A 12,978-nucleotide genomic window follows, 5' to 3' on the forward strand; every position below is an offset into this window, starting at 1 on the left:
ATTTATAGGGAGAGTTCACCTTGTGGTTCTCCCTACGCTCGTAAAGCATGCCAGATAAAACAAATACCCTATATAACGAGGTAAGAACATCTATGTCTGACCCTGTACTTGAGTATCTCAGCGGTCTCTCTATGGAGCAACTATGTGCAGTGGAATTGCAGGTTAATACCCTTATTGAGAAACGACAACGCGAAAAAACTGAAAAGAAAAGTGAATTTAAAATACCTGCATCCCCTAGCTATAACAGCACAGAACAATTGGCTAACTCTTTAGGACTGGATATCAGTCAGTTAATGAAAGAAGTCAAAGCTTGGTCACGCTGAACTATCGTATTTAAGGCATAAAAATGAAAACATTGCTTAGCAGAAGGCGCTTTTTGAGCGCTGCCGTTGTCGCTTGCATCTCCATCGCATACCCTGTTCATACACTCGCGGCAAATCCAGCCGGTTTATCACTTGCGTCTGTCAGCGCGGTGATTGTTCCATTTGGGGTCAATCAGCCTATCTACTCCAAACATGCAGACATCCAAATGCCGATTGCAAGCTTGACTAAGCTGATGACGGCCTTAGTTGTTATGCAAAGCGGTCAGTCGTTAGATGAGCGCCTGACGTTGGTTCCCTATCGTGATAATTCAGGAAAAAACACCTACAGTCGTTTAAGAAGCGGGGCGCAAATTTCGCGTCGTAACTTGCTGCACATGGCATTAATGTCATCAGAGAACATGGCGACTTACGTATTAGCTCATTACTATCCAGGTGGTGTTGATGCCTTTGTGAGTCGAATGAATGCGACAGCTCAATCTTTAGGAATGTTCAAAACTCGCTTTGTTGATCCAAGCGGCCTTTCTCCATCAAATGTTTCGTCGGCCAATGATTTAGTAAAGCTAGCGTCTGCAACCTATCAGCATTCGGAAATCAGGCGTTTGTCCACCATTGGGCAGGCCGATATGCACTTTGTGAATCCATCACATGCTTTGTCTTACACCAATACAAATCCTCTGGTGAGAAATCCCAATTGGCAGGTGCATTTAAGTAAAACAGGCTATATTGAAGAGGCAGGACGCTGCTTGCTGATGGTTGCAAATATTAAAGGGAAGCTAACAACCTTAGTATTTTTGGATTCTCATGGCCTAAGAACCCCGATAGGTGATGCAGGTCGTGTTCGTCGTTGGCTAGAAACAGGGGAGAGTGGAGCTGTTCCTGACTCAGCTCTGGTGTATCAGAGAGAACGATTAAAGCGACTATCAGTGATATAATCTGAACCTATACGATCAGTGATTTCAATCCAGTTACCTAGTGGGCATCTTATGCAAACTGAAAAAAATAATTATTGCATTGCATTGCATGCTGTTTGGAATCGCCAACTTAAACATGTTGCGGATGAGCTCTTGTATCGGTCTTCATTCGAGGATGACGTTGCTAACTTCCCTGACCCCACCACTGCAACGGCAAGATCCTGCTCTGCGGCATTTTATGAGATAGGATTGGAAAAATTAATTGGCAGTCGATTTCTGTTTTTTAATGTGTCCGAGCAGTGGTTGAAGAAACCCGATATCATTCCGATTCCTTCAGAACAAATTGTTGTCACACTAGGTATTGATAGTCAGGTTAATGACGAAACAATTAAATGCATACAAAATGTAAAAAAATTAGGATATCAAGTATCGATTCACAGTGTCCTTATAGATCATTTGGAATCCAAAATTCTTACGATAGCAGATATTATTCAAATTGATGTGAGGTGCAGCAAAACACTGGAATCCGTCTCTGAGTTCAAGAAAAAGTACACGGCTACCTTGATGGCTAGTTATATTGAATCGGATGAAATTTTCAAAAGGTGTTTAGAAAGGGAGTTTGACCTTTTTCAAGGGTTTTTCTTTGTTAAACCTGAGAATATTTGCTCAAAGCAAGGAGGTGTTCGCTCTGGAAATAGAATTGCAGAACTCAATCTTTTGAAAGAACTTAATGCATCTGAACCCAATATTAACGTAATCATTGCGCTTATCTCTCAGGATCCATCCTTATGTATCATGCTGCTACAGAGGATAAACTCAGCGGGTAACTCACGGGGAGTTAAAATCAAAAACATTGAGCAGGCCGTTGTCCTATTTGGCTTGGATAGACTCAAAGCTATGACAACGGTCATGCTGCTTGCAATGCATCATCCTTTAAATATGGTTATGATTACAAAACTTTTGACTCGAGCTCAGATGTGTCGAAATATTACTAAGAATCTTAATAATATGGATGGAGATGTTGCATTTACGGTTGGCCTGTTTTCTATGATGGATCAAGTGCTCGATATTTCAATGGACTATATTATTGATTCAATTCATTTTTTTGAAGATATCTCAAGTGCCCTGCTGATGAGGGAAGGGCAGTATGGCAAAATTTTAACACTCGTTGAAAAGTTTGAAAGAGCGATGATTGAGGGGAAATCATTACGAGATATGCAAGAGCTCAATAGAGAGTATCTTAACAGTATTGTATGGGTGGAGAGTATTTTAGTAACACTCGGGAAAAGTTAAGCATGCACTTTAATAAAAATTGATAGTTCCTCTTTAACCCGTTTAATTTCATTCTCAGATTTAGACACTAAATCAAGCAGTGAGTTTGTATTTTTGTCCATGCAAGCATGCTCTATATTTTGTAGCATCTCAGCCAATGCAGAACACCCCATCATTCTTGCACTCCCTTTCACCTTATGAGCTTGCTTTTTAGCTTCAATGTAGTTTTCAAAAAGGATTAATGACGTTATTTCAGTAAAGTCTTTATCTAAAGAGTCATTAAACTTGTCAAACAAATCGAGAGCAATAGAGATATCGCCAACCTCTTGAATCAAGGCATCAGGGTTAAACGATGAGTATTGAGGCTGTATTTCTTCATCAATACCAAAAAAATCATCGGCCATGGTTGCATCAAAGTCATCTTGGTTCTCATGGTTTGCACCAGAGGTATCGAAAAAGTCTATCTCAGAATGGAATGCATCTGGTAAGTTCCGAATTAAAACCTGACGAAGATCATTACGTTTAACAGGTTTAGAAATATAATCCGTCATCCCCTGAGCTAAGCATTTTTCTCTATCCCCGAAAAGAGCATCGGCTGTGATCGCAATAATTGGTATGTCACATACAGGGGGTGGAAGCTCCCGGATTCTCCGTGTCGTCTCAAATCCATCTAATACCGGCATATGACAATCCATTAATATCATATCGGCTTGCTCTTGATGGCTGACAATATAGTCTAAAAGCAGTTGTCCATTGTCAAAAATCTTAAAATTAATATAGAGTTTTGAGAGTAGGATCGTCAGCATTTCTTGGTTTATTTCATTATCTTCTGCAGCTAACACCTTTAAGTTAGAAAATATTTCCTTATCATATTTTTCTTGGGACTGTGCGCTTGGAGCAAAATCATAAGTGATAGTATTGAGGGATGTATTGACTGCTTCATCGATTTCAGTCGTATTGGGTAATGTACAGGGGATGGTAAGCCTGAAGCAAGATCCTTCACCCTCTATGCTTTGAATATCAATGGTACCATTGGCTTGGGTAACCAACCCTTTAAGTAAAGAAAGCCCTAGACCTATTCCTCCATAGTTACGTGTAATCGCCGAATCAGCTTGGCCGAATGCTTCAAATATATGATTGAGTTTTGTCTCTGGAATACCGATACCTGTGTCAATAACCTCTAAACATAGCTTGTTTCCATCATCAGCAATAGTTGTAAATATTTGAATAGAGCCTCCATTTGTGAACTTATTCGCATTATCCAATAAGATTAATAAACATTTTTTAAAAATACCTTTATCGGTATTGATGAAAGTATCTAGAGCATTATTATGAATCGAATTTTTATTTTTGTTTTTTCTAGAGGCGATCGTAATCGCAGATGTTGTTTCGGTTACAAGATTAATAGTTGAAAAGGTTGGAATGTATTTTTTTGAATCTAATTTGGTGAAGTCTAATATGTTGTCAATAATTTCAAGTAAATTATCAGCAGACTCCTGAGACATGTCCGCATAATATTTTTGAGTATCGGTAAGTTGTGTTGAGGTTAAGGCCTCAATCATACCGATTATGCTGTGTAAGGGGGTTCTGAGCTCATGACTGACGGTGGCTAAGAAATTATTCTTTGCTATGTTGGATGTTTCAGCACTTTCCCTCGCAAGCTGAATTTCTTGCTCGTAGGTGAATTGATCTGTAATGTCCCTTAGGGTAATTAGAATAGGGTTTCTTTTTGAGCCTCTTTTCGGTAAAGACTTCATATAAACATCTAATACTATCTCACTATCATTTCTTAATTTATAAAAAATAGAAATAGGGGCAAGGTTGTCATCTAGTGAGCTTGATTGAGCTTTGTCTATTATTCCGTCTAACTGTATGTCACTGAATATGTCCTCTAATTTTTCGGGAGAAGTGTCCAATAAAAAAAGATGACGCACTTGTTTATTTGTTCTATAGATTTGATGCGTATTTAAATCGAATATGAGCATTCCTTCACTGGTGGCTTCAAATATTGAAAACATATACTGAAGTCGTTTATCTATTTCTTGAAGTAGTGATTTGTAAAAAAATAAAAATATTATCAATAAAACTGTTATGATCGCCGTATATTTTATCAATGAATCTCTAAAAAAAACTAGTGGCTCAAGTGTGCTATTTAGATTGGCCTCAAGAATCAAGCCAATATTTAATTCTGACAACCAGGTATGGATACCCAGTACTGAGGCTCCATAGTAGTTCAAATAGGAATCAATGTTTCCAGGTTTGCTGTCATTATGTATTACAATCTTTAATCCTCTGTTGCTTTCTTGGTTTCGTGAAAGAATATTTTCATCTACAAGTTCTTCGTAATACTTCGATTTATTTATAAGTTTATGCTCACGATCAAATAGTAAAACCTCACCATTTATTCGTCTAAAGAAGGTGTGATCTTTAAAATCTAAAACATTGTTTCCATTTATCGCTATTAATAAAATTGCATTTGCGCCGTCTTGATAGATATGAGAGGCAAAGAGGAGGTAGGGTTCATTCTCTGTAGCTGAGGTGCTAAAGGTAGTTCTGAAGACATCAATATAAGCTGTTTCATTATTGATTTGAATGGATCGTAACTTTTCCGATAGATTGTTTATTAATTCAGAATGAAAAATAGGACTATTCTGTGCACGTATTAAAAAGTCATTATCGATTAACGCATAATGCTTGAATCCAAAGCTATTCATGGTTCGTTCAATATCAATCCTTGCCATATCAAAATCTTGTGACTCTGAATTGATTTTGAAAAAAATATCAATAGCATTTTCAAAATTTGGTGATTTTCTTGAGAGGTTTATTTTCTTGATGGTATCGACTCTAAACTCTTCTAGAATTTCTATTGCATTAACAGTAGCTTCATTGAGTTTTTCTTTTGTATTATTGAGTAGTTGATTTTTGGTTGAGTGATATGATGTAAACGCAAAAATAATAATTAATAAAATAAGACCAACAGTCATAAAAAAAAACTTAGTGAGTCTTTTCCTCGTTTTTATATCTGAAAGTCTATTGTTGGTCACTGCTTAGCTTCCAATTATTATTGAAATCTTGATCCCAATCTAGTAGATGATTATGCCAAGTTTCACGTAGTTTTTGTAAGTAAAGTTTTATTTTTGCCTTTTCGTGCGAAGCAATAATTGCTTTACTAATAATCTGTGTCATTTTTAATATTTTTTCATGATCATTGTTATGATCAATATGTTTGCTATATTGAGCTTTTGTATGGATTTTTTCTTCTTCAGAGATGTATTTTTGCGTTAAAAATAATAGCTCATTGATATACTCGGTATTATTATTGTTTGATGCATTCGAGAAATGCTTTAGAAGAACTTCTTGAAGATGGATAATTTGATGGACTATCTTATCTATATGTTCATTTCTTGTTTTATATTCAGGAGTCCAGCCCGAGGGGGTTTCCTTTAAAATCCCACCAGAAGCCTTTACTCTTGCAATGAGCGTTTCTTTATGTTGCGACTCTTCTTTGCTTTTCTTAGCATTTGAATCTCCTAAGGAGGTAGAGATTTGAGCATATTCTTCAACTGATTTTAGTTCAACCGATTTACTGGTTGCTTCTTTGATTTTATCCAGTAGAATTTTTCCATTAATGGGCTTGCTTACAAAACCATTGCAATTTAGTTGGAGTGATTTAATCACATTTTCTTTGTAACTAAAGTCGGTAACAACAATGACTGGCAAATCTCGTTTGATATTGTCTTCACCTGTTCGAATTGATTTGAGTAGATCTAAACCATTTCCATAGTCCATTTGTATGTCGGTTATAACTAGATCAATGTCTTTATTTCGTCTAAGGCAAACACAGGCGTCATCTCCACTTGAGGCTGTGAAGACTTTCTTTGCGCCGAGCTTCTCAAGAATGCTTCGTGCGTACTCATTGATAAGATGAGAATCGTCGACAGTTAAGATTGTTAGCCCGTTCAATGCGCTCATGTCATCTCCAATTTTTTCTAATTATAATATGAATGTAGCACAAACCAGAAAAAACGGAAGACGAATGAGCGTTAAAAATTAACGACTGACGAGAATGCTTTCAACCTTGTTGCGAATCTTGAGGAAGGGTATAGGCTTTTGAATAAAGGTCACATCAGGACCTAAGGATACCTTTTCTTTGACCTCTCGTTCAGTCAGTGCAGTGATAATCATCAGGTGCATGCCTTTAAGAAGCTTTTGTTTTTTTAGAGCTTCAATCACCGAAAAACCATCAATATTTGGCATTTGCATGTCCAAAATCAAGAGTTCTGGGTTGAAACGCCCAACTTCAATAAGACCTTGATAGCCATCATTCGCTAAGATCACTTCGACAGGTAACCCCCAGCTATTAAGGGTTAAATCATAAAGTCGGGTGAGCGTCTTATCATCTTCGACCACAAGGATTCTAACGGGTTCGGCACCGCGAGGTCGAGCAGATGAAGCCGGCACATCATGGGAGTCATGTTGTCCATTTACGATGTCATCCGCAAGTTTCATTACAGAAGCTGTACTGAAGCGACGATGACCACCGGGAGTTTTCCAACCATCAAGTATACCTGCATCCGCCCAAAGCTGAACTGTTCGTGGAGTTACGCCGAGTAACTCAGCTGCTTTACGGCTAGTACAGATTTGGTCTTTCACGTGCGTAGTATCCTCAAAATTAATATTTTACCAATCAAAGATCTAAAGTTAAATAAGTAATAGCTATAAATGGTTTAGTGCCAACCCTCAACACGTCCTGAGGAGGTGTAATTCTCTCCTCACTGGGTGAATAAGGGTGGCTAGTGGGCATTTAAAGCGGTCAGTATACGTTGATCGTGATTATAGATATCCGGACGGAAAATGATATGTCCATTTTCATCAGCCTCGGCTGTCCAATAGCCTAAGAGAACGGGAACAGATGAGCGAAGACTTACGTTTCGAGTTTGGCGACTGTTCAGTAAGCTGTCTATCTGTTGTGCTTCGGGGGTTTGCGTGGATTCCATTAGGATAGACACGAGATCCAGTGCATTCTCAACACGGACACAACCCGAACTGAACGCCCGCTGATCTCTATCAAAAAGCCGTTTGCTGGGTGTGTCATGCAAATAGATGGCTTCTGAGTTAGGGAAGCGAATCACAACTTGTCCAAGGGCATTGGCAGGGCCTGAGTCTTGTCGAAGCATGATGCCACCGGGATTGTTCCAGTCCACCTCACTCGCCTGTAATTCAGCACCTGAAGAGTCTATGACGCGAATGTTGTTGCGCTGTAAATAGCTGATATCTCGTCGAATCTCAGGAAGTTTATCTTGGCGCAAGATCGTCGGTGGAATTGTCCAAGTAGGATTAAACGTAAAGTGCGTGATTCTTGACTTCATCAAGGGGGTGGGGCGTGCAGGACGACCCACTTGGGTTCGTGTTTCCCATACGGGCAGTGCCTCATCATAGTAAACCAATTTTGCACCCGCTATGTCGACCAGCACCATTTCCGCTTCCATCTCATTTGCCAGCCAGCGCATTCGTTCAAGATTGACTTGAATTTGATTAAGCTTATCGGCCGGAGACATATTCAAGGCTTTTAAGGTGGCCGGTCCAACAATACCGTCAGTTGTCAGTAAAAAGGATTTCTGAAATTCAATAACGGCATCTGCCAAGGCCTCGTCATATAGATCTGGATCGGGATGATCTACTGACGGACGTAATCGTTCTCGAATCAACACAACGCGTGGATCACGATCGCCAAGGCGGATAGAAGGGCGCTCTTCTGAAATAAATGGCCACTCATGAAGCTTAAGCTCTGCTAACAATGCTTGATAACCTGAGCGCAGTTGTTGATAGAGAGGAAAGTCAGGGCGGGCGTGTTCAAATGCCGCTGAGATATTGGATCGATGCTTAATCAGAAGCGCTTGATGACGTTGATCGATAGGGCGTTTTCGCTCATAGCGCCACATAGGTTCTATTTCATCTGCTTTTAGCTTTCCATACATAAGATGCGATAAAGCTTTTAACATGCTGGCCGTTGCAAGCAATTCAAGATCTTCATTCATCGTTTGAGTCTGCTCAGTCTGATGAATACGCAGATAAAGCTCTTCTATGTGGTAGCGACGTGGGTCAAGTCCATCAAACTGTAGAGCTTCTAGCTCATGAACCAACTCAAGCAATTTGTCTTTCGACGTCCATAAAGGCTCAAATCCGACTTCTGCATACAAAGCATACAGAGGGTGATCGAAGGGGAGAGTCAGTGTGTGCGAAAAGGTCATCATTGACAGTGATGAGTTCAATTCTTCAAGAGCTTCTGTTGAGTTTTCGGCATGCGAAAATGCTGAAGCGGTCGAAATCAGCAAAAAAGCAACGACATTTGCTGTACTTTTTTTGATCAATGGTTTTGCTCCCTGTCAGGTCCTGATAGAATGCTTCTCAGCACAGTTCCGTTAGATAGTATAGTCGATTTAGTTATTGCATGAGCAAACGTTGGCCTGAAGGCCATACGTAGGCGTCTTTTGTAGGTTATCGGCTGATTAACACATAATTTTAGGAGGATTACCATATCATGTTTCAGCGCTGTCGTCAGTGGATGCTGACAGTTTCCAGTCTAGTGATCATGTCATCGTCAGTTGTGGCCTCTCCTTTTGATCAATCCTTAAATTATTCTTTATCCTTGCAGGCTCCGGCGTTAAACAAAGTTGTGTTGGATAAAGCGATTGCCGCAATGCAGTGTGCAACCAGTAATGGTTTGACGCCTTCTGACCGATTAGCGATTATTGATTTCTCTAAACCTTCATCTGAACCGCGTCTCTGGATTTTTGATCTATCAAAAAAACGTTTATTAATGGAAGAACTTGTCGCGCACGGACAAAACTCTGGCGATAATTTTGCAACTGAGTTTTCGAACATCGTTGGCAGTCATCAGTCCAGTATAGGCTTGTTTCGTACACAAGAAAGCTATTTTGGCCGTCATGGCTATTCTCTTCGTTTGGATGGTCTAGAGCCTGGTGTTAATGATAAGGCTAGGGAGCGTGCGATTGTGATTCATGCAGCCGATTATGTCGATCCAGAGTGGGTGGCACGTCAGGGGCGTATTGGGCGAAGCCAAGGGTGTCCAGCGGTGCGTCCAGAGATTGCTCAGGAAGTGGTTGATCAATTAAAAGGAGGGCAATTTATGTTCTCATATTTTCCTGATCAGGACTGGCTTGATAATTCTGCCTACCTAAACTGTCAGCCCGATCGTGTGGCAAGCTATATTGCGCCCTTAAGAAGAGCCGACAGTTAAGCGTTTTTGTTTGATTTTAATGAGTGCTTTGGGAGGATGTATCGTCATCGTCCCAAAGCCCATTAGCTACATAATGCCTTGACTGCGTAAGTAATCATCATAAGTGCCGCTGAAATCCGTGATCCCTGTTGCACTGATTTCGACGATCCGTGTTGCAAGTGAAGACACAAACTCGCGGTCGTGGCTGACAAAAATCAACGTGCCTGGATAATTTTCAAGCGCTAAGTTTAGGGATTCAATGGACTCCATATCCAAGTGATTGGTTGGTTCGTCCATCATCATAATGTTCGGTTTGGTTAGCGTAAGCTTGCCAAATAGCATGCGACCTTGTTCACCACCCGAAATCACTTTAACCGATTTGTGTATATCGTCCCCTGAGAACAACATTCGCCCAAGCGCTCCACGAATAACTTGCTCACCGCCTTGTGTCCATTGGGACATCCAGTCAATTAAGGTCATGTCATTCGAAAAATCATCTTTATGGTCTTGTGCGAAATAGCCAACTTCGGCGCTGTCTGTCCATTTTACCTCACCGCTGTCGAGGGGAAGATTGCCTGCCAAACATTGTAGAAGTGTGGTTTTACCGATGCCGTTGGGCCCAATGATCGCAACACGCTCACCAGCCTCTATTTGTAAGTTAACGTTGCGTAAAAGTGGTTTTTCATCAAATTGCTTAGAAAGCTCTTTGATCGTGACGGCTTGACGGTGCAGCTTTTTTTGTTGCTCAAAGCGAATATACGGGCTGACCCTGCTGGATGGCTTCACGTCTTCCAGCTGAATTTTATCAATTTGTCTGGCGCGCGAGGTGGCCTGTTTTGCTTTGGACGCATTCGCAGAGAAGCGGCTCACAAAGGTTTGAAGCTCAGCAATTTGTGCTTTTTTCTTGGCATTGTCACTGAGCAGTCTTTCTCGCGCTTGCGTCGCCGCGATCATGTACTCGTCATAATTACCCGAAAAGAGCCTTAACTCACCATAGTCTAAATCGGCCATGTGGGTGCAAACCTGATTTAGAAAGTGACGATCATGCGAAATGATAATCATGGTGCTGTTTCTTGAAACCAGTATATTCTCAAGCCAGCGGATCGTATTGATGTCAAGGTGGTTGGTTGGCTCATCTAATAGCAGCACATCAGGATCAGAAAACAACGCCTGAGCAAGAAGGACACGGATTTTCCAACCCGGTGCGAGGGCACTCATTGGACCATTATGCTGTGATAATGGAATATCCAGTCCAAGGAGCAACTCCCCGGCTCTTGATTCAGCTGTATACCCATCCATTTCAGCAAACAGCACTTCTAGTTCGGCAACCGCCATGCCATCGTCTTCACTCATTTCAGGCAAGGAGTAGATGCGATCACGCTCAGCCTTTACGCGTGCGAGCTCTTCATTGCCCATAATAACGGTGTCGATGACGGTACAATCTTCATAGGCAAACTGGTCCTGACGCAGTTTACCTAAGCGAGTGTTGGGTGCCAGCATCACTTGGCCAGAGGAGGGGTCAAGATCCCCACCTAAGATTTTCATGAAGGTTGACTTGCCGCAACCATTGGCCCCGATAAGACCATAACGGTTGCCGTTGCCAAATTTAACGGAAACATTTTCAAACAGTGGCTTAGGGCCAAACTGCATCGTGAGATTAGCGGTTGAGATCAAGAAGATTGCCTTTCAGAATGAGTAAGTGAGACGACGAGCGTATAAATGTCTAATTATAGCGAAAATAGCCTTCGCAATGAAGGCTGTTTAGGGTTTATCAAACAATGAACTGCGTCGAGCCTTATCTCGGCTATTTGTCTTCACATCCTTTTGGCTCGATATCGCTGGGGTGGGTGCTTTAGCAGCGGGGCGCTTGGGTTTAGACTGAACGGGACGGCCTTTTGTTTTTTTGGAAACAGTCTTCGTCTCACTACGAGCCCCTTGCATCTTTCCGCTTTCAATGATTGGTACAGGCTCTAGCGGGATGTTTTTTTGAATAAGTTCACAAATTTTCGATAAGTAAACGCGTTCATCGGGTGCGACGAAAGAGTAGGCAACCCCTGACTTTCCCGCTCGCCCTGTTCGACCAATACGATGTACGTAGGCCTCAGCTTGGTTGGGTATATCATAGTTCACCACCTGAGAGAGTGAATCGATATCCAGGCCGCGCGCGGCAACGTCGGTGGCAACGAGCACGTTGATTTCACCATCAGCGAATTGTTGCAAGGCCATGTTGCGTTCGCGTTGTATTTTGTCGCCATGTAAAGCACTTGCTTTTATATTTTCAGATTGTAAGTACTCTGCAACACTATCGGCTCTTTGGCGTGTGCGTGTAAATACCAATACTTGAGTCCATTGCAGCCCTTTAATGAAGTAGCTCAGGATGTCGGATTTGTCTTTTTGGTCAACCGCAAAGGCGCGCTGCTTGATGAGTTTGACGACAGAGTTGGGTGGGGACGCATTGACGCGATGTGGTGAATTGAGCAGGTGCTCAGCCAGCACATCGATCTCAGGAGAAAACGTCGCTGAGAATAGCAAGGTTTGACGCTTGCTTGGCATATAGCGCATGAGCTTGCGAATGTCGTCGATGAAGCCAAGGTCGAGCATGCGATCAGCTTCATCAAACACTAAAATTTCCAACTGATTAATTGAAAGTTTGTTTTGCGCCAGCATATCCAACAAGCGTCCAGGTGTTGCAACCAAAATGTCGGCACCACGTTTCATTTTTCGGATTTGATTGTCGAAGCGTACACCACCATAAATCGATGCCACTCGCATGCCAAGACGACGACCATAGGCGAGGGTACTATCTCCGACTTGAATGGCCAGTTCACGAGTGGGCGTTAAAATCAGCCCGCGTATCGCATGATAGTCTGGGTCTGCTACCTTTTTGCTCAGCATCTCGATCATCGGCAGTGCAAATGCGGCGGTTTTTCCTGTTCCAGTCTGTGCCTGTGCCATGACATCGACTCCTTGAAGAATCAAGGGAATTGCAAGCTGTTGAATGGGGGTGGGTTGCTGATGCCCTAGCTCTGATAAGGTGAATTGGAGCTCAGGTGACAAGTTCAGTAAATCAAATCCAGACATAAAGACGCTCAGGAGAGGTTAGTTTATAGACAATAGTTTATCAGGATAATCATGTAATTTCTGCATCCAAAAAAATCATTTGATTCAATACGATATAAGCTTTTGTGTTCTCAATAGCTTTCATCTAAACTGAGAAGGTTTACGGGGTTAA

Annotated in this window: 10 protein-coding genes; 4 read left to right on the top strand and 6 right to left on the bottom strand. The window is 41.5% G+C overall.

Going from position 1 to position 12,978, the window contains the following annotated elements; translation table 11 throughout:
• Positions 1-92: 92 nt before the first annotated feature.
• The 3 genes from F5971_RS12535 to F5971_RS12545 are packed head-to-tail and all read left to right on the top strand — an operon-like array spanning position 93 to position 2,527.
• Positions 93-323, top strand: a complete 231-nt coding sequence (locus tag F5971_RS12535) for a hypothetical protein (RefSeq protein WP_036509065.1) — start codon at positions 93-95, stop codon at positions 321-323.
• A gap of 23 nt (positions 324-346) precedes the next feature.
• A complete protein-coding gene (pbpG, locus tag F5971_RS12540; protein WP_081763756.1) occupies positions 347-1,255 on the top strand; it encodes a D-alanyl-D-alanine endopeptidase in 909 nt (302 codons plus the stop codon).
• A gap of 51 nt (positions 1,256-1,306) precedes the next feature.
• A complete protein-coding gene (locus F5971_RS12545; RefSeq protein ID WP_036509063.1) occupies positions 1,307-2,527 on the top strand; it encodes an EAL and HDOD domain-containing protein in 1,221 nt (406 codons plus the stop codon).
• On the opposite strand, the gene F5971_RS12550 is transcribed toward F5971_RS12545, so the two are convergent.
• The 4 genes from F5971_RS12550 to F5971_RS12565 form a co-directional block, all read right to left on the bottom strand.
• Entirely contained in the window at positions 2,524-5,490 is a 2,967-nt protein-coding gene (locus F5971_RS12550; protein WP_193495148.1) for an ATP-binding protein, read from the bottom strand. The genes F5971_RS12545 and F5971_RS12550 overlap by 4 nt on opposite strands.
• Before the next feature lie 46 nt (positions 5,491-5,536).
• On the bottom strand, positions 5,537-6,478 hold the full coding sequence (locus tag F5971_RS12555; protein WP_193495150.1) for a response regulator: 942 nt from the start codon (positions 6,476-6,478) through the stop codon (positions 5,537-5,539).
• A 78-nt stretch (positions 6,479-6,556) separates the two neighbouring features.
• Positions 6,557-7,159 (bottom strand): response regulator, encoded by a 603-nt coding sequence (locus F5971_RS12560; RefSeq protein ID WP_193495152.1) that lies wholly within the window; start codon positions 7,157-7,159, stop codon positions 6,557-6,559.
• Positions 7,160-7,299: 140 nt separating this feature from the next.
• The gene (locus tag F5971_RS12565; RefSeq protein ID WP_036509054.1) at positions 7,300-8,877 is read right to left on the bottom strand and encodes a L,D-transpeptidase family protein; all 1,578 of its coding nucleotides are present in this window, start codon (positions 8,875-8,877) and stop codon (positions 7,300-7,302) included.
• A 170-nt stretch (positions 8,878-9,047) separates the two neighbouring features.
• On the opposite strand from F5971_RS12565, the gene F5971_RS12570 reads away from it, so the two are divergent.
• A complete protein-coding gene (locus F5971_RS12570) occupies positions 9,048-9,767 on the top strand; it encodes a murein L,D-transpeptidase catalytic domain family protein (protein WP_036509050.1) in 720 nt (239 codons plus the stop codon).
• Between the two features lie 66 nt (positions 9,768-9,833).
• Here the strand turns inward: F5971_RS12570 and F5971_RS12575 are convergent, their stop codons facing one another.
• Positions 9,834-11,420, bottom strand: a complete 1,587-nt coding sequence (locus F5971_RS12575) for an ABC-F family ATPase (protein ID WP_193495154.1) — start codon at positions 11,418-11,420, stop codon at positions 9,834-9,836.
• Positions 11,421-11,507: 87 nt separating this feature from the next.
• A complete protein-coding gene (locus F5971_RS12580) occupies positions 11,508-12,827 on the bottom strand; it encodes a DEAD/DEAH box helicase (RefSeq protein WP_193495156.1) in 1,320 nt (439 codons plus the stop codon).
• Between the last annotated feature and the right edge of the window lie 151 nt (positions 12,828-12,978).

The organism is Nitrincola alkalisediminis (genome assembly GCF_009821115.1).
GTDB lineage: Bacteria > Pseudomonadota > Gammaproteobacteria > Pseudomonadales > Balneatricaceae > Nitrincola > Nitrincola alkalisediminis.

Excerpts from the sequence above, each read along its gene's own strand:
- F5971_RS12545 (WP_036509063.1), top strand. The coding sequence starts at position 1,307 with ATGCAAACTGAAAAAAATAATTATTGCATTGCATTGCATGCTGTTTGG.
- F5971_RS12550 (WP_193495148.1), bottom strand. The coding sequence starts at position 5,490 with ATGACTGTTGGTCTTATTTTATTAATTATTATTTTTGCGTTTACATCA.
- F5971_RS12580 (WP_193495156.1), bottom strand. The coding sequence starts at position 12,827 with ATGTCTGGATTTGATTTACTGAACTTGTCACCTGAGCTCCAATTCACC.
- F5971_RS12555 (WP_193495150.1), bottom strand. The coding sequence starts at position 6,478 with ATGAGCGCATTGAACGGGCTAACAATCTTAACTGTCGACGATTCTCAT.
- pbpG (WP_081763756.1), top strand. The coding sequence starts at position 347 with ATGAAAACATTGCTTAGCAGAAGGCGCTTTTTGAGCGCTGCCGTTGTC.
- F5971_RS12535 (WP_036509065.1), top strand. The coding sequence starts at position 93 with ATGTCTGACCCTGTACTTGAGTATCTCAGCGGTCTCTCTATGGAGCAA.
- F5971_RS12570 (WP_036509050.1), top strand. The coding sequence starts at position 9,048 with ATGTTTCAGCGCTGTCGTCAGTGGATGCTGACAGTTTCCAGTCTAGTG.